This is a genomic window from Bacillus sp. FSL W8-1141, from assembly GCF_038593205.1.
In the GTDB taxonomy this organism is placed as follows: Bacteria; Bacillota; Bacilli; order Bacillales; family Bacillaceae; genus Bacillus; species Bacillus altitudinis.
This window is the reverse complement of the sequence record NZ_CP151973.1, coordinates 2,468,346-2,484,485: the sequence shown is the minus strand read 5'-3', so window position 1 is coordinate 2,484,485 and position 16,140 is coordinate 2,468,346. Positions and strand designations below refer to the sequence as shown.

Below are 16,140 nucleotides of genomic sequence, written 5' to 3'. Positions count from 1 at the left end.
TTTTATGCTCCTTTCTTCTCCTTTTGCAAGCGCTCAAATGTATGCAAAAGCTGATCGATGTCATCCTTTGATGATCCTCGTCCAAATGATAGTCGAATGAATTGAAGGGCATCACGATCTGATACATGTAATGCCTTTACAGCAGGGGAAGGGTGATGATAACCAGAAGCGCATGCACTTCCAGTAGATATACAAATTCCCTGCCGGTTACAAGCTAACATTACATATTGTCCTTCAAACCCTTCAAAAAAACAACCAATAATATGAGGCAGCGTGCGGCGCTGGTCATTTTCTTGCAGCATGCGGACAGGCAGCTGCCTTTTTTTTAGCTGCTGAAGAAAATAATCACGAAGCTGAATATCTAGCTGTTGCTGTTGATCTATTTTCAGCATGATTTGCTCGCTCGCGGCCACAAAAGCACCAATGCAAGGTACGTTCACTGTCCCTGGGCGTAGACCATTTTCCTGTACAGTATGTTGATATATAGGCTTCCAAGGGACATGAGTTCCCATATAGACAGCACCGGCGCCCTTAGGTGCATACACTTTATGACTCGAAATGGAGAGGGCATCAACCCCAAGTTCTTTAATCGACACATGCATTTTTCCGAATGTCTGCACTGCATCTGTATGAAAAAGAATATCTCTTTCTTTTAAGAGCGTCGCTAATTCAGCTAATGGCTGAATAATCCCAGTTTCTGAGTTGGCATGCTGGATGGATACTAGTCCGGTTTCAGGCAATAGAGCCTGTTTGAGAATCTCTTTTGTGATAATTCCTTCTTGATTCGGTTCTATGACCGTCACCTTCACACCGAGACGCTCCAAGGCATTGACCGCATGATGAACGGAAGGGTGCTCTACTGATGTGGTAATGACATGCTGTTTATGTGGAGGCAGCCCATTTATGATCGATTGAATCGCAAGGATATTGGTTTCAGTTCCGCCACTTGTAAAGTAAATGCCATCAGGTTCGCCCTCTAGAATCGCTGCAAGTGATTGTCTGCTGTAAGCCAAGATTTCATTTGCTCTTCCTCCTGCATCATGCAGGCTGCTCGCATTTCCGTAACATTCTTTGCTCAACTGCTGAAATACATGCAGTGATTCCTCAGAAACAGGTGTAGAAGCTGCATAATCTAAATAAATCAAATCCATCCATCTCCTGTGTGAAAATTTTTTCTTGTATTTATTGTAGTGTTGTGTAATGATATGTGTCAAGACAGGTGTAAATGACAGGAGGGGCGATTGTGTCATCTATCAAAAAAGTCATTGTGGTGGGGTCGGGCATTGCGGCTCTTTCCTTTGTGAATACGATCTCAGAGAACTGCCAAGTCATCATGATGACAAAAAAACAATTTTCCTCTAGTAATTCCATGCTCGCACAAGGGGGAATCGCTGCAGCCTTTTCCGCACATGATTCTGTCGATCAGCATGTGCAAGACACTTTAGCTGCGGGGTGTGGTCACAATGATGACAAAACTGTACAGGAGATCGTCCGTCATGGAAAAGATCTTGTAAAGAAGCTCGTAGAAGAGGGCTGCCCATTTGATCGAGATGAAACGGGAATCCCGCAGTTAGGTAAAGAGGGAGCCCATACGACCCATCGTATTCTGCATGCAGGGGGAGATCAAACGGGAAAAACCCTCGTGCAGTTTTTGAAAGGGAAGCTCGGCTCACACATTCATGTATACGAAAACCATCATGTCATGGATCTATTGGTTCATGAAGGGATATGTACCGGTGTTGTGTGGAAAGACGAAAAAGGTCATGTACATACAATGACCGCAGATGCAGTTGTATTATCCACTGGCGGCTGTGGATCCTTATATGAGACAAACACAAATGATCCGTCTGTGACAGGAGACGGTCTGATGATGGCCTATCGCGCAGGGGCACAGCTAGTAGATCTCGAATTTGTGCAATTCCATCCGACCCTTTTGACCACTTCAGGTAAAGCGATCGGTCTCGTATCAGAGGCAGTCAGGGGAGAGGGCGCCTATTTAGAAGATGAATCAGGCAGGCGGATCATGAAAGGAATCCACCCGCAGAGCGATTTAGCGCCTAGAGATGTGGTGGCAAGGACCATTTTCCATGAGCAGCAACTCGGTCATTCCATTTATCTGAACATCCGTGATATTCCGCATTTTTCTGCACGTTTTCCTGCGATTGCTTCGATGTGTCAGCGTGCGGGAGTTGATATGGCAAGCGGAAGGCTGCCAGTTTCACCTGGTATGCACTTTTTAATGGGTGGAATTAAGGTGAATGAACATGGAGAAACAACAGTTCCATCACTTTTTGCCATTGGTGAAGCAGCTTGTACAGGTTTACACGGCGCCAATCGACTGGCAAGTAATTCGCTCTTAGAAGGTCTCGTTTTAGGAAACAACGCAGCACGGTATATTGAGCGGTTGCAAGCCTGGCAAGATAAAAACCTTGCTCCTTCCATTCAAGAAGTATGGTCTGTCCCAACGGTGTCACTGGCTCAGCTCAGAAAATGGATGACGGCATATGCCGCAATTGTGAGAGATGAGAAAGGCTTACAGACTTTGCTCAATCATTTAGAACAAGTCTCTTTTCAGCAAATCAATGTGAAGAATATCACAAATGAACAGATCGAAATAACTAATCAATGGGCTTTAGCCATATGCCTTGTCAAATCTGCATTACTCCGAACAGAAAGCAGGGGCGGTCATTATCGCACAGATTATCCTAATCGGCATGATGCTTCGTGGCGAGCAAAACAGATTGTACATGAACAGGGCCATATTTATATCGTAAAAAATGAAAGGATTGGTGCCAAATGGAACGTTTACAGTTAAAGCAAATGCTCACTCATTTTTTAAAAGAAGATATTGGGTTTGGAGATGTATCCGCTGATGCCATCTTTGGAGACAAGAAAGGAACAGCTTACATCATGGCGAAACAATCAGGCGTATTGGCCGGGACGCAAGTCATTGATATGGGATACAAACTGCTGAATGAACAAGTTCAAACTGAGCTGTTTTTCCAGGAAGGTGATTGGATTCATGAAGGGGCTGTACTGGCACAAATAACAGGCCCCGTCAACGACTTGCTGAAAGGGGAGCGGGTGGTGTTGAATATCCTGCAAAGAATGACAGGGATTGCTACACTAACGCATGAAGCAGTAGAGCGATTAGCTGATCCATCTATTACGATTTGTGATACGAGAAAGACGACACCCGGTTTGCGCATGCTGGAGAAGTACGCAGTAAAAGTCGGAGGCGGAAAGAATCATCGTTTCGGCTTATCCGATGGGGTGATGATTAAAGATAATCATATTGCGGCTTGTGGTTCTATCAGGGAAGCTGTGGAGAAAGCTAGAGCATATGCCGGTCATATGGTGAAAATTGAAGTGGAAATTGAATCAGAAGCACAGCTGATGGAAGCCATTGATGCCAAAGCAGATGTCATCATGTTTGACAACTGCTCTCCAGACGAAGTGAAGCGCTTTAAACAAATGACCCCTGAAACCATATTGACAGAGGCATCTGGCGGTATCACGTTGGAGAATGTGGCTAACTACCGGGGGACAGGTGTAGACCTTATTTCACTTGGATTTCTCACACATTCTGCTCCATCATTCGATTTTAGTATGAATATGGAATTCAGCCATAAAGGGGGAACGACTCATGTCCATGCTTGATGTGTTAGCAGCGCAGCATACAGCCATGATGCCAGATGAATATAAACAGCGCTCTTATGATGAAATGAAAGAGAGAGTATTAGAGATTAAACGCGCCTTTGGATCAAAGCTTTTTATACCGGGTCATCATTATCAAAAAGATGAAGTCATCCAATTTGCTGATGTGACAGGTGATTCATTGCAGCTTGCACAAATTGCTGCTGACAATCACGAAGCAGAATACATTGTATTTTGCGGGGTTCATTTTATGGCAGAAACGGCCGATATGCTATCAAAAAAGAATCAGCACGTCTTTTTGCCAGATATGAGAGCAGGTTGTTCAATGGCAGATATGGCGAATATGAAACAAACAGACAGGGCGTGGGATAAGCTCACTGAGCTGTTTGGAGATACGATCCTTCCGCTGACTTATGTAAACTCAACGGCTGATATTAAAGCATTTGTCGGCAAACATGGCGGATCGACTGTCACATCTTCAAACGCTAAAAAAGTATTGGAGTGGGCGCTGACCCAAAAAGAGCGGATTCTTTTTCTTCCTGATCAGCATTTAGGGCGTAACACGGCCTATGATTTAGGGATTCCGCTAGAGGAAATGGCTGTCTGGGATCAAATAGAAGAAAAGCTCATCACCGACCAACCGCTTCATCGAATCAAAATGATTTTATGGAAAGGTCATTGCTCTGTTCATGAGAAATTTACCATTGAGAATATTGAACAAACGAGAAAACGAGACCGTGACATACAAATTCTTGTTCATCCAGAGTGTACACATGAAGTTGTAAAGGCTTCTGATCTAGCTGGTTCAACGAAATTTATTATTGATACGATCAAGCAGGCACCAGCAGGAAGCAAGTGGGCCATTGGAACAGAAATGAATTTAGTGAAACGCATCATTGACCAGCACCCTGACAAACAAATCGAATCCCTCAATCCAGATATGTGTCCATGTTTGACAATGAACCGTATTGATCTGCCTCATCTACTATGGTCACTTGAAAGCATTGAAAAAGGGGAGCCGGTCGGTTTGATTCAAGTGAATGAAGAGACGACAAAAGAGGCATTGCTCGCTTTAAATAAGATGCTCACCATTAAATAATGAAGTGTCCCCTCCTATCAGAAAACAAGTTTTTATCATATCGGCTTGTAAATAGGCATAAATTTATGTTGAAACATATTGTACTTCTGACATAACCGCTACGTTCACGTTTTGCATAGGAGGGGAAAACGTTGAAAATTCATATTGTGCAAAAAGGAGACTCCCTTTGGAAAATTTCAAAGAAGTACGGAGTCGACTTTCAAGAATTGAAAAAATTAAATTCGCAGCTCAGTAATCCAGATTTGATCATGCCAGGAATGAAAATCAAAATTCCATCTAGTGGTGTTCCTGTGAAAACCGATCATCACAAAGCAAAAGAAATGCCAAAAGCAAAAGAACACCCGTATGTAAAAGAAAAGCCAAAGGATGTCGTGCAAGTTCAAGATACGAAGCCGAAGGAAAAGCCGAATGAACCGGTACCTTATGTGCCACCAGTACCAAAGATTGAACAGCCAGTTTTTCCACAAGTTGATGTAAACTATTATCAGACGAATCTCTACCAGCCATTCACGCCTCCTCCCAAAAAAGAACATCATGAGAAAAAAGATCACGTTCATGAAAAGAAAGATCATGTTCATGAGAAAAAGGATCATAAAGATCACAAGGACCATTTTCATCATGAAAATAAGGATCATTTCAAAGATGAAGTGGCAAAGGGATATGATCCATTCATTCATATCCCACATCAAAAAGAGGAGGGAAAAGATATGGAACATAGTAATTACCCAAACCTTCCTAATTTCCCGCAAATGCCGAATGTTGGAGGGGCAGCAGTAGGGGGCATGGCTGAAAATAAAGAGCATCACCACCATCATCAAGAGTCATATGATCCTTATTATGGTTATGGTCATTACATGCCAGCAATGTATCCATATCCGCAGCAAATGGTACTCGCTTCTCCTATTTTACCGGGATCAGGCCTTTGTTATCCGGTACAGCCGTATTATCACCATCACATGATGCCGTATCCTTACCCGGCGGCTCAGCCTTATTATCCTGCGTATCAAGCACCGGCTTATTACGGTGAACATCATGAGCATCATGCAAACGATGGGCATCACTGGCACCACCATATGCATCCAAATGCAGGCGCAAATGCAAATGCAAATGCAAATGCCAATCAAGGCTTTTATCCAAACGCTCCAAATGAAGCATATGGCAAGGAAGACTGCGGATGCGATGATGGCATGAAGCATCATCAACCATGGCCTGGACATTATCCAACCCCTGTTCCATATGGTCAAATGGGTGCTTATCCAGCACAGCCTTATATGCAGCAGCCTTATCAAAACCCATCTGTCTTTGCAAGACCAGAAGAAGACGAAGAAGATTAATGACACAAGGGACGATCTCAATCGTTCCTTTTTTTGTTTATAACTGACAGCTTGTTTTTGTCCTCAACTGTACATGCTAAAACAGAGCCTGTTTTGCGCTCATGAGATTCAATTTGTACAGGGGGTTTTTCGTTTGAGACAAAAATGGCAAAAAACAATCGCCTTAGTGCTTCTACCTATTGGATTAACGGCATGTGGTACAAATAACAATGCGGGTGTAGATACACGTCATAATCAATCAGGTCAGCCAGTTGGATACCACTCCAATCAACAGGCAACAGACAACAACCAAGATCATCAAGGACCGGTTTCTGAGCTTATGGAGGGAATGAACGGAAGAAATACAACGAATGTTGATTATCGTTCACGCCCTACACAGGATCAAGTGAGGATGCCGCTTACTGGTGGAGATGGACGCTACAGTCATGGAGATATGAACTATCATAACCAAATGTCGTTCTCTGGCTACGATAAACAAGAGAACATCCAGCGTTCAAGAAAAATCGCCAACCGTGTGAACAAAATGAACCATGTGACAGACTCACAAGTCATGGTGACGGATGAAAATGTGTATATTGCTCTTAAAACAGATGGGCGCTTGACATCAGAGGGTGTATCACAAGTAGAAGAAGCAGCGACTCGTTATGCAGATGGTAGAGCTGTCCAAGTCATTAAAGACGAAGGCGCATTTACACGCTTCAGAGATATGAGAAAAACGCAATTTGAAACAGGTCAAACAGGCATGACCCGATAAGCTGGAATAAAAAAGGCTAAAGTTCATGACGAACTTTAGCCTTTCTTTAAAAATAAACTTTGATCCCGATATAAAATTCATAAAAGAAATAACAGCCAAATCCAAGTAATAAAATACCGGCAATAATGGATGTCCACTTAATCATGGTTCGGTTCATCACTTTTCTTGTTAGGGAAACAATCGTGAGAAGACCGATGTCATGAAGAAGAATCCCTGCCAAAATACCCGCAGCAGCCAATATAAATTCAGATGAATTTGTATTTTTATAAGCATCTGCCAGTACAGCACCAAACACAGATACCCAGAACACAAGGTTTCCAGGGGATACCGCGACGAGCAGCCCATTTCGGTATGTTTTAGCGAATGATTTATTCACTTTTTCTCCTGCTAAATGGATGTCTTGATCCGCATTTTTAATCGAATCGTAGGCAAGAATCATTAAAAAGATGGCACCGATCAGCCATAGCGGAATTTGGATAAAGGGCAAAGATAAAAATTGAGCAAATCCAGCATATAAAGCCAAGATGAGCAATATATCGATGGTCATACCACCAGCGCCTACAGTTAATCCATGAAAGAATCCGTTTTTTAATCCCTGCTTTGTCATTTCAACCGTGATCGCTCCAACAGGTAGAGCAATTGAGAATCCAACGACGATAAATGTAAGAAATGTTTGCAATCGACTAGAACTTCCTTTGAATCATGTTTGTATAAAAATTCTCCGTTTAGATTAATTATACATATTAGGAGAAAAGGATCAATGATTATTTCTAATTTAATCGAAATGAGAGAGATAGATCGTGTATAGAAAGATGTATATCGTGAAGATCGTGTATTCATTGTAGGGGAAAGGAACTATTTTCCTGAAACTTCTTTTTTTCATTTCTCAGCTATGCTACACTGTTGTGGAAATCAATATAAGTGACTAGGGGTGCCCGGAAATGCGGGCTGAGAGAGAAGACAAGCTTCTTAACCCTTTGGACCTGATCTGGCTCGTACCAGCGTGGGGAAGTTGAAGATGATACATGTGCCATATGAATGGCATACATGTTTTTTTCTGACGACGAAACCAGGTTCTTTACATAGAATCTGGTTTTTTGCTGGTGCTGATTCCATCCTGACCGGTCACACGAAAAGAAGGAGAGAACAGCAAATGAATGAAAAGACAAATGTTCCATCAGCGCAATCTTTATTATCAAATTTTGAAGGCAGTCGAAAGGTATATGAACAAGGTTCAAGACCTGACATTTTGGTGCCAAAAAGAGAAATCGTGCTCACAAATACAGTGACACAAGCAGGTGATATCCAAAATGAACCGATTCGTGTGTACGATACAAGTGGACCGTATACAGATGAGGAGGCTCATATTGATGTCACAAAGGGATTAAAGCGTCTGAGAGCAAAATGGATTAAAGAAAGAGAAGATACTGAAAGCTATGAAGGGCGTCAAGTAAAGCCAGAAGATAATGGATATCGCTTGAATGGGAAAGAATCCTTTCAAGCTGCCCATACAGATTTTCATCATGTGCCGCTCCGCGGGAAACAAGGTGCTTGTGTGACGCAAATGCATTATGCAAAAAAGGGGATCATTACGCCTGAAATGGAGTTTATCGCTTTGAGAGAACAGCTAAGTCCTGAGTTTGTTAGAGAGGAAGTGGCTAGTGGAAGAGCGGTCATTCCAGCGAATATTAACCATCCTGAAAGTGAGCCGATGATCATCGGGAAGAATTTTCACGTGAAAATTAATGCGAATATTGGCAATTCAGCTGTGACGTCGTCCATTGAAGAAGAGGTGGAGAAGATGACATGGGCAATTAGATGGGGGGCAGATACGATGATGGACCTGTCTACAGGAAAGGATATTCATACAACGAGAGAATGGATTATCCGCAATTGCCCAGTCCCAGTAGGAACTGTCCCGATTTATCAGGCACTTGAAAAAGTGAATGGAATCGCAGAAAATTTGACGTGGGAAGTATACCGAGACACATTAATTGAACAGGCAGAGCAAGGGGTTGACTACTTCACCATTCATGCGGGCGTCCTGTTAAGGTATATTCCGCTCACAGTCGACCGGGTCACAGGAATTGTTTCAAGAGGCGGAGCCATTATGGCAAGATGGTGTCTCGCTCATCATCAAGAGAACTTTCTGTATACCCATTTTGAAGAAATTTGTGAAATCATGAAAACGTATGACATTGCCTTTTCGCTTGGGGACGGGCTCAGACCGGGATCCATTGCGGACGCAAATGACGAAGCGCAGTTTGCAGAGCTGGAAACGTTAGGGGAATTGACAGAGATCGCTTGGAAACATGATGTACAGGTCATGATTGAAGGACCTGGTCATGTTCCAATGGATAAAATCAAAGAGAATGTCGATAAGCAGATGGAGATATGCAAAGAGGCACCTTTTTATACGTTAGGTCCTCTAACAACAGATATTGCACCGGGATATGATCATATTACATCCGCGATCGGTGCGGCGATGATTGGCTGGTACGGAACCGCCATGCTGTGCTATGTGACACCAAAAGAGCATTTAGGTCTGCCGAACAAAGAAGATGTAAGAGAAGGCGTCATCGCCTATAAAATTGCCGCACATGCAGCTGATGTAGCAAAAGGACATCCTGCTGCTCAAAAGCGTGATGATGCCTTATCAAAAGCGAGATTTGAATTCAGATGGCGGGATCAATTTCATCTGTCTCTTGACCCAGAACGAGCGCTGGCATTCCATGATGAAACATTGCCTGCTGAAGGTGCTAAAACCGCTCATTTTTGTTCCATGTGTGGACCAAAGTTTTGCAGTATGAAAATTTCCCATGATATCCGCAACCAATCAGAAGAAGTGAAAAGAGAGATGGAGAAGAAGGCAAAAGAGTTTATCAATCAAGGTAGCCAAATCTATCAATCCTAAAAAAAACCTCGCACTCCTCTAGTGCGGGGTTTTATAAAACGGCTGAAATGGCTTTTCTTACGAGGTGCAAAAATGCTCTTACTGCAATCGCCATCGTTTCAATACTTGGGATGAGGGCATCTGTTAAATGAAACAGGACTGTTTGTCTCTCTGGAGATGTTCGTTTTTTCTTTTGTTTCATAAAGGCAGCCTCCTTTTCATTCAATATACATCTTTTGAACAGTATATAGATAGATATGTTGTGCGAATTTAAACAAAATTTAAACTTCTTGTGTTTAGAAGGAAAGAAGCAGGGGAAACGGATTGAATAGAGAATGAATGAAAAGAGCTGACCGATTCGGTTAGTGAACAAGACAGAGTGGAAGGTGATCTTATGATGAAAGTATTTAAGGTAACATTTCATATGAACAATGGGGAAGTGCTCGATTTCGAGCTGAAACGTCCAGCTACCTATGATGTGTATAAAAAAATTGAGGAAGCCAATCATTGGTTTAAGCTGAATAATGAAATCATTAACCTATTAAATGTGAATAGTATCCATGTAGAAACAGAATAAAACAGAAAGCCGCTCAAAGAGAGCGGCTTTCAGCGTGTAGACAAACCCTCGCATTCTTTGTCAGTCCTGCGTGCCGGTGCTCACGAATGTCAAATTCGCTCCGCGCCGGTACTCGTCCTTCCTAGAATTCAAAGGTTTTCGATCACGCTGAAAAGAAGACAAAGGGCTAAAATAAAGTTCATTTTAGCCCTTTGTCAACAATCTGAAAGCCGCTCAAAGAGAGCGGCTTTCATTATGCAGTAAAATCATTTCGGTTGTTCAGCTGACCTCGAGACAGCCAGTTTTTCTTATACAAATAGGCAATCACTTCAAGCCACAGACGCGGCGCTTTTTTAGGGAAAAAAGGTTTTTGATAATAGGCGTATGCAGCTTTTAAATCATCCCATTGATGACATGTTTTCGTTTGCGTGAAGCGGGCGACGTCAATCACCCTGACGCGGCCATCCTTTGTTAAAATTAAATTTCGCAGATGAATATCAGAAGGATTTAAACCTTTCGCGCGTGCTTCTTCCAATGCATCATCTACTTGTTCAATCATTTGTTTTTTGATCGGAATTCCTTTTGTCAGGCATTCATAGAAAGTATAACCTTTAATATATTCCATTAAAATATACTGATCCCCAGACTCATAAATCTCAGGATAATAGGAGGTGCCGGAAAGTTTTTCATAAATTGCAGCCTCTTTGCGGGCGATGTTTCGATAAGAAGGAAAAAAGACTTTTAACGCCATTTTCTTGCCGTCTTTTTTGTATGAAAATACATAGGCACTTCTTCCTTTGCCGCACAGCTCAAGCTCAGCCGGTTTAAAGACGAGCTTATTAAAACGCTTTTCTTCTTGATACTGAATCGATTCGGCTAATCTTTTGACATCTGACATTGACTTCACCTTCTTTGGTTTCAGTTTATGCGGCTGAAAAACGAATGATGAAAAAACCATGTAATTCGGTAGAGCAATGGATTGTATAAAACATAACATTTACGCACGAAGGATACAACGAAAGACTCTCAATATGTGTCAAGACATCGATTTGGTTAATGTGTAGCAAAATGGGTCAAACTACATATGTCATGCATCGATCTTATGTTCTAAAGAGGTGTAAATAGTGAAAGTGAAAATAAAGTATTTCGTTACAGGACTTATCATGACAAGTGTACTCTTTTTCGCTGTTGATATGGAAGCAGCAGAACACTTGCAAAAAGAGTCAAAAACCATCAACGTTCAGCTTGAAAAGGTCTATCTAGACGGCGATGTAAGTATTGAAAGACAGCGGGCATCATTAGAAGACAAAGACACATTTTGGGCCCAGTATAAGGGCTGGACATTGGTAGAACAGCGAGAGGATTTTGCCCTTTTTAGAAAACAAATTGACGATATATCACCTTTGAGTAAAGCAAATGGATATATCGGATTATCAGAAGACGGCGTGATTTCTACGTTTCATGGAAGGCCTGACGGGTGGGCGGAGCCTATTCATCTCTTTTTTCAAATTGATACGTCCCGCTTGGAAAGTCATGTAGAGCAGCAGCTTGCACAAGGCATTCCGTTTCGAACAAAAGATGAATTTGAGCATGTGCTTGAAGTCATGAAACCTTACCGAAATGAACAATCGTTTTAATCGTATGACAGCTTGCTGGTGTGAAGACCGCAAGCTCTTTTTCATGGGTTGACTATGAAAAAAGGCTGAGCGAACGTATGTTAACTTTTATTACGGTTTTCTCTTCGATTTATGTTACAATGGAGAACAGTCAAAGAGGTGAAAACGGTGATAGAGTTTGTAAAAGGGACCATTGATTATGTGTGCCCGCAATATGTTGTCATTGAAAACGGCGGAGTGGGATATCAAGTCTATACCCCAAATCCGTTTATCTATCGAGTAACAAAACAAGAAACGATTTATACGTATCATTACATAAAGGAAGACGCTTTTTCGTTATATGGATTCCAAACACGAGAAGAAAAAGCGTTGTTCACAAAACTGTTAAATGTCACAGGGATTGGACCGAAGGGTGCGCTTGCGATTCTTGCTTCCGGTGACCCTGGCGCTGTCATTTCAGCGATCGAACGAGAGGATGAAGCTTTCCTCATTAAATTCCCGGGTGTTGGCAAAAAAACAGCACGTCAGATCATTCTAGATCTGAAAGGGAAGCTCGCAGATGTGGTGCCTGAAATGATAGGAAACTTATTTAACCACGAGGATCATATTCAGGTTGAAACACAGCAAAGCGCTTTAGATGAAGCGGTTGAAGCCTTAAGTGTCCTTGGGTATGGTGATCGTGAAATCAAAAAGGTTCTTCCTTTATTAAAAGAAGAGAAGAATCTTACAACCGATCAATATGTGAAAAAAGCTTTACAAAAAATGTTGAAATAGGGTGATGTCTCATGGATGAACGGCTCGTCTCAACTGAAGCAGACAACCATGAATCAGCCATTGAGCAAAGTCTGCGTCCACAGACGCTTAGTCAATATATTGGCCAGCAGAAAGTAAAGGATAATCTCAGCGTATTTATTGAAGCTGCCCGAATGAGGCAGGAAACACTGGATCACGTCCTTTTATATGGACCGCCGGGACTTGGGAAAACAACGCTTGCGTCGATCATTGCCAATGAAATGAATGTTCAGCTGCGTACAACGTCTGGACCGGCGATTGAACGCCCTGGCGATTTGGCGGCGATCTTAACATCTCTTGAACCTGGCGATGTTCTGTTTATTGATGAAATTCATCGCTTGCAGCGTTCAATAGAGGAAGTGCTATATCCAGCGATGGAGGACTTTTGTCTAGATATCGTGATTGGAAAAGGAGATACAGCACGCTCTGTGCGGCTTGATTTACCGCCATTTACGCTTGTAGGTGCTACAACCCGTGTTGGGCTTTTAACAGCGCCGCTTCGTGATAGGTTTGGGGTTCATGCAAGATTGGAATACTATGAGCAAAGAGATTTGGCTCACATTGTAGCAAGAACAGCCGAGCTGTTTGAGATTGGGATCGACATTCGTTCAGCTGAAGAGATTGCAAGAAGATCTAGAGGCACACCGAGGGTCGCCAATCGTTTGCTCAGAAGAGTAAGAGATTTTGCGCAGGTGCTCGGAAATCATGCGATCACACAAGACATTGCAGAAGATGCTCTTGAGCGTCTGCAAGTTGACAGACTCGGACTTGATCATATCGATCATAAGCTGCTTTTAAGTATGATTGAAAAATTTAGAGGCGGTCCTGTTGGACTTGATACGATCTCAGCGACAATTGGAGAAGAATCACATACGATTGAAGATGTGTACGAACCGTATTTACTGCAAATTGGTTTTCTGCAAAGAACACCAAGAGGGCGGGTCGTCACAAGAGAAGCGTATGAACATTTTCATATGGAGGTTCCGATTCGTGACTGAATTCCCTAAAATGTTGATGATTTTAGGTGGTGTCCTTTTTGCCGCAGGTTTAGTGTTTCAATTGGTTGGGAAACTTCCAGGCGATATTTTCGTGAAAAAAGGGAACGTAACGTTCTTTTTTCCTGTGATTACATGCATTGTCATTAGCATCGTCCTAACCATTTTACTCAATGTCTTCGGACGGATGAAATAACGTTAACTAGTTAACTACAGAATAGGTGAAGGAAATGAAGTTAGAACTATTTGATTTTGATTTACCAGAAAGATTGATTGCACAAGTGCCGCTTGAAAAACGAGATGCATCAAGACTGATGGTCTTACATAAACAAACAGGTGACATCACACATGATACATTCTCGCAAATCACAGATTACTTTCAAAAGGGTGATTGTCTCGTTTTAAACAATACACGTGTATTGCCTGCACGTCTGTTTGGAACGAAAGAGGATACGGGTGCTAAAGTGGAGCTGCTTCTTTTGAAACAAGAAGAAGGAGACAAATGGGAAACACTCGTGAAACCAGCAAAACGTGTGAAAAACGGAACAGTCATTACATTTGGTGATGGACGATTAAAAGCGGTATGTACAGAAGAACTGGAACATGGCGGAAGAAAAGTTGAGTTTCAGTATACAGGCATTTTTTATGAAGTACTTGAATCTTTAGGTGAAATGCCGCTGCCTCCGTACATTAAAGAGCAACTTGACGATCGTGAGCGTTATCAAACCGTTTATTCCAAAGAGGTTGGTTCGGCTGCTGCGCCTACTGCTGGTCTTCACTTTACGAATGAACTGCTGGATGCACTGAAAGCAAAAGGAGTGCATATTGCGTTTATTACGCTCCATGTAGGGCTTGGCACATTTCGACCGGTCAGTGCTGAACGCATTGAAGAACATGAAATGCACGCAGAGTTTTACGAAATGAATGAAGAAACGGCAGAAGAGCTTAATCGCGTGCGCAAAGAAGGCGGGCGGATTATTTCAGTCGGAACAACTTCGACAAGAACGCTTGAAACCATTGCAAGTGCTTATGATGGTGAATTCAAAGCGTCAAGCGGCTGGACGTCGATTTTTATTTATCCAGGCTATACATTTAAGGCAATTGATGGCATGATCACGAATTTCCACTTGCCAAAATCGTCTTTAATTATGCTTGTCAGTGCATTAGCTGGACGAGAACACGTCCTAAAAGCGTACAATGAGGCTGTAAAAGAGGAATACCGATTCTTCAGTTTTGGCGATGCCATGCTGATTCAATAACATCATACAACAAAGACAGGAGGGCTCATTTTTGTCGCAATTACCGATACGTTATGAGTTCATTAAATCATGCAAACAAACAGGTGCACGTCTTGGGCGCGTTCATACACCGCACGGCTCCTTTGAAACACCTGTATTTATGCCAGTTGGTACACTGGCTACAGTGAAAACAATGGCGCCTGAAGAGTTAAAAGCGATGGAAGCAGGCATCATTTTAAGCAATACGTATCATCTATGGCTGCGCCCGGGGCATGACATTGTCAAAGAAGCAGGCGGCCTGCACAAATTTATGAACTGGGATCGAGCGATTCTCACTGATTCAGGCGGTTTCCAAGTGTTTTCTTTAAGTGAATTTAGAAAAATTGAAGAAGAAGGCGTTCACTTCCGTAATCACTTAAATGGAGATAAGTTGTTCCTTTCTCCTGAAAAAGCGATGGAGATTCAAAATGCGCTCGGCTCAGATATTATGATGGCATTTGACGAATGTCCTCCGTACCCAGCAGAGTACGATTATATGAAACGTTCTGTAGAGCGGACAAGCAGATGGGCAGAGCGCTGCTTAACAGCGCACCAGCGTCCAGAGGATCAAGGGCTGTTTGGCATTGTGCAGGGCGGAGAATACGAAGAGCTTCGTAAACAAAGTGCAAAAGATCTTGTTTCACTTGATTTCCCAGGATACGCCATTGGAGGTTTATCTGTTGGTGAACCTAAAGACGTGATGAACCGAGTGCTGGAGTTCACAACGCCATTTTTACCGGATGACAAGCCAAGGTACTTAATGGGTGTCGGCTCACCAGATTCATTAATTGACGGCGCGATTCGCGGTGTCGATATGTTTGACTGTGTACTGCCAACGCGAATTGCAAGAAATGGTACGCTCATGACAAGTGAAGGACGCCTTGTTGTGAAAAATGCTAAATATGAGCGTGATTTCAGACCAATCGATGAAAACTGTGACTGCTACACATGTAAAAATTACACACGCGCTTATATTAGACATTTGATCCGTACAAATGAGACGTTCGGAATTCGATTAACAACTTATCATAATCTTCATTTTCTGTTAAAATTAATGGAGCAAGTGAGAGAAGCTATCCGTGAGGATCGTTTAGGTGATTTTAGAGAAGAGTTTTTTGAGCGTTATGGCTTTAACAAACCGAATGCGAAAAACTTTTAACGCATAAA

The 16,140-nt window shown here is 42.4% G+C and carries 17 protein-coding genes and 1 riboswitch; of the genes, 13 read left to right on the top strand and 4 right to left on the bottom strand.

What is annotated here, in order from left to right; translation table 11 throughout:
* Positions 1 to 2: 2 nt before the first annotated feature.
* Positions 3 to 1,151 carry an IscS subfamily cysteine desulfurase gene (locus tag NSQ52_RS12690; protein WP_342473395.1) on the bottom strand — a complete coding sequence of 383 codons (1,149 nt, stop codon included), beginning with the start codon at positions 1,149 to 1,151 and terminating at the stop codon, positions 3 to 5.
* Positions 1,152 to 1,243: 92 nt separating this feature from the next.
* Between NSQ52_RS12690 and nadB the strand changes: the two genes are divergently transcribed.
* From nadB to NSQ52_RS12665, 5 genes are all read left to right on the top strand, one after another.
* Positions 1,244 to 2,815, top strand: coding sequence for an L-aspartate oxidase (nadB, locus tag NSQ52_RS12685; RefSeq protein WP_135009353.1), 1,572 nt, complete (start codon positions 1,244 to 1,246; stop codon positions 2,813 to 2,815).
* Entirely contained in the window at positions 2,797 to 3,660 is an 864-nt protein-coding gene (gene nadC / locus NSQ52_RS12680) for a carboxylating nicotinate-nucleotide diphosphorylase (RefSeq protein WP_017367720.1), read from the top strand. Before nadB ends, nadC begins: the two co-directional genes overlap by 19 nt.
* Complete coding sequence (nadA, locus tag NSQ52_RS12675; RefSeq protein WP_047947110.1) at positions 3,647 to 4,756, top strand: quinolinate synthase NadA; 1,110 nt, start codon at positions 3,647 to 3,649, stop codon at positions 4,754 to 4,756. The genes nadC and nadA overlap by 14 nt, the downstream gene beginning before the upstream one ends.
* 131 nt (positions 4,757 to 4,887) lie before the next feature.
* Positions 4,888 to 6,090: a SafA/ExsA family spore coat assembly protein gene (gene safA / locus NSQ52_RS12670; RefSeq protein ID WP_342473394.1), complete on the top strand. Its 1,203-nt coding sequence runs from the start codon at positions 4,888 to 4,890 to the stop codon at positions 6,088 to 6,090.
* Between the two features lie 133 nt (positions 6,091 to 6,223).
* Positions 6,224 to 6,844 carry a YhcN/YlaJ family sporulation lipoprotein gene (locus NSQ52_RS12665; RefSeq protein ID WP_017367717.1) on the top strand — a complete coding sequence of 207 codons (621 nt, stop codon included), beginning with the start codon at positions 6,224 to 6,226 and terminating at the stop codon, positions 6,842 to 6,844.
* Between the two features lie 46 nt (positions 6,845 to 6,890).
* Here the strand turns inward: NSQ52_RS12665 and NSQ52_RS12660 are convergent, their stop codons facing one another.
* Positions 6,891 to 7,523 (bottom strand): LysE family transporter, encoded by a 633-nt coding sequence (locus NSQ52_RS12660; protein ID WP_024718389.1) that lies wholly within the window; start codon positions 7,521 to 7,523, stop codon positions 6,891 to 6,893.
* 238 nt (positions 7,524 to 7,761) lie between these two features.
* Positions 7,762 to 7,871, top strand: a riboswitch (TPP riboswitch).
* 126 nt (positions 7,872 to 7,997) lie between these two features.
* Between NSQ52_RS12660 and thiC the strand changes: the two genes are divergently transcribed.
* Positions 7,998 to 9,758: a phosphomethylpyrimidine synthase ThiC gene (thiC, locus tag NSQ52_RS12655; RefSeq protein ID WP_342473392.1), complete on the top strand. Its 1,761-nt coding sequence runs from the start codon at positions 7,998 to 8,000 to the stop codon at positions 9,756 to 9,758.
* 31 nt (positions 9,759 to 9,789) lie between these two features.
* Here thiC and NSQ52_RS12650 read toward each other — a convergent pair whose 3' ends face one another.
* Positions 9,790 to 9,939: a hypothetical protein gene (locus NSQ52_RS12650; RefSeq protein WP_008342763.1), complete on the bottom strand. Its 150-nt coding sequence runs from the start codon at positions 9,937 to 9,939 to the stop codon at positions 9,790 to 9,792.
* Positions 9,940 to 10,131: 192 nt separating this feature from the next.
* On the opposite strand from NSQ52_RS12650, the gene NSQ52_RS12645 reads away from it, so the two are divergent.
* Positions 10,132 to 10,314, top strand: a complete 183-nt coding sequence (locus tag NSQ52_RS12645; RefSeq protein WP_008342761.1) for a hypothetical protein — start codon at positions 10,132 to 10,134, stop codon at positions 10,312 to 10,314.
* A gap of 232 nt (positions 10,315 to 10,546) precedes the next feature.
* Here NSQ52_RS12645 and NSQ52_RS12640 read toward each other — a convergent pair whose 3' ends face one another.
* A complete protein-coding gene (locus NSQ52_RS12640; RefSeq protein WP_342473390.1) occupies positions 10,547 to 11,191 on the bottom strand; it encodes a protein kinase family protein in 645 nt (214 codons plus the stop codon).
* A 226-nt stretch (positions 11,192 to 11,417) separates the two neighbouring features.
* On the opposite strand from NSQ52_RS12640, the gene NSQ52_RS12635 reads away from it, so the two are divergent.
* The 6 genes from NSQ52_RS12635 (at position 11,418) to tgt (ending at position 16,132) form a co-directional block, all read left to right on the top strand.
* Positions 11,418 to 11,930, top strand: a complete 513-nt coding sequence (locus tag NSQ52_RS12635) for an intercompartmental signaling factor BofC (RefSeq protein WP_008342756.1) — start codon at positions 11,418 to 11,420, stop codon at positions 11,928 to 11,930.
* A gap of 147 nt (positions 11,931 to 12,077) precedes the next feature.
* Positions 12,078 to 12,683 carry a Holliday junction branch migration protein RuvA gene (gene ruvA / locus NSQ52_RS12630; RefSeq protein ID WP_047947106.1) on the top strand — a complete coding sequence of 202 codons (606 nt, stop codon included), beginning with the start codon at positions 12,078 to 12,080 and terminating at the stop codon, positions 12,681 to 12,683.
* An 11-nt stretch (positions 12,684 to 12,694) separates the two neighbouring features.
* On the top strand, positions 12,695 to 13,699 hold the full coding sequence (gene ruvB / locus NSQ52_RS12625; RefSeq protein ID WP_007501501.1) for a Holliday junction branch migration DNA helicase RuvB: 1,005 nt from the start codon (positions 12,695 to 12,697) through the stop codon (positions 13,697 to 13,699).
* Positions 13,692 to 13,892 (top strand): DUF2905 domain-containing protein, encoded by a 201-nt coding sequence (locus tag NSQ52_RS12620; protein WP_008342752.1) that lies wholly within the window; start codon positions 13,692 to 13,694, stop codon positions 13,890 to 13,892. Before ruvB ends, NSQ52_RS12620 begins: the two co-directional genes overlap by 8 nt.
* Before the next feature lie 34 nt (positions 13,893 to 13,926).
* Positions 13,927 to 14,955, top strand: coding sequence for a tRNA preQ1(34) S-adenosylmethionine ribosyltransferase-isomerase QueA (queA, locus tag NSQ52_RS12615; protein WP_039167059.1), 1,029 nt, complete (start codon positions 13,927 to 13,929; stop codon positions 14,953 to 14,955).
* Positions 14,956 to 14,986: 31 nt separating this feature from the next.
* Positions 14,987 to 16,132: a tRNA guanosine(34) transglycosylase Tgt gene (tgt, locus tag NSQ52_RS12610; RefSeq protein ID WP_008342748.1), complete on the top strand. Its 1,146-nt coding sequence runs from the start codon at positions 14,987 to 14,989 to the stop codon at positions 16,130 to 16,132.
* Positions 16,133 to 16,140 lie beyond the last annotated feature (8 nt).

Excerpts from the sequence above, each read along its gene's own strand:
- thiC (WP_342473392.1), top strand. The coding sequence starts at position 7,998 with ATGAATGAAAAGACAAATGTTCCATCAGCGCAATCTTTATTATCAAAT.
- queA (WP_039167059.1), top strand. The coding sequence starts at position 13,927 with ATGAAGTTAGAACTATTTGATTTTGATTTACCAGAAAGATTGATTGCA.
- nadA (WP_047947110.1), top strand. The coding sequence starts at position 3,647 with ATGTCCATGCTTGATGTGTTAGCAGCGCAGCATACAGCCATGATGCCA.
- NSQ52_RS12650 (WP_008342763.1), bottom strand. The coding sequence starts at position 9,939 with ATGAAACAAAAGAAAAAACGAACATCTCCAGAGAGACAAACAGTCCTG.
- NSQ52_RS12640 (WP_342473390.1), bottom strand. The coding sequence starts at position 11,191 with ATGTCAGATGTCAAAAGATTAGCCGAATCGATTCAGTATCAAGAAGAA.
- ruvB (WP_007501501.1), top strand. The coding sequence starts at position 12,695 with ATGGATGAACGGCTCGTCTCAACTGAAGCAGACAACCATGAATCAGCC.
- NSQ52_RS12690 (WP_342473395.1), bottom strand. The coding sequence starts at position 1,151 with ATGGATTTGATTTATTTAGATTATGCAGCTTCTACACCTGTTTCTGAG.
- nadC (WP_017367720.1), top strand. The coding sequence starts at position 2,797 with ATGGAACGTTTACAGTTAAAGCAAATGCTCACTCATTTTTTAAAAGAA.
- NSQ52_RS12645 (WP_008342761.1), top strand. The coding sequence starts at position 10,132 with ATGATGAAAGTATTTAAGGTAACATTTCATATGAACAATGGGGAAGTG.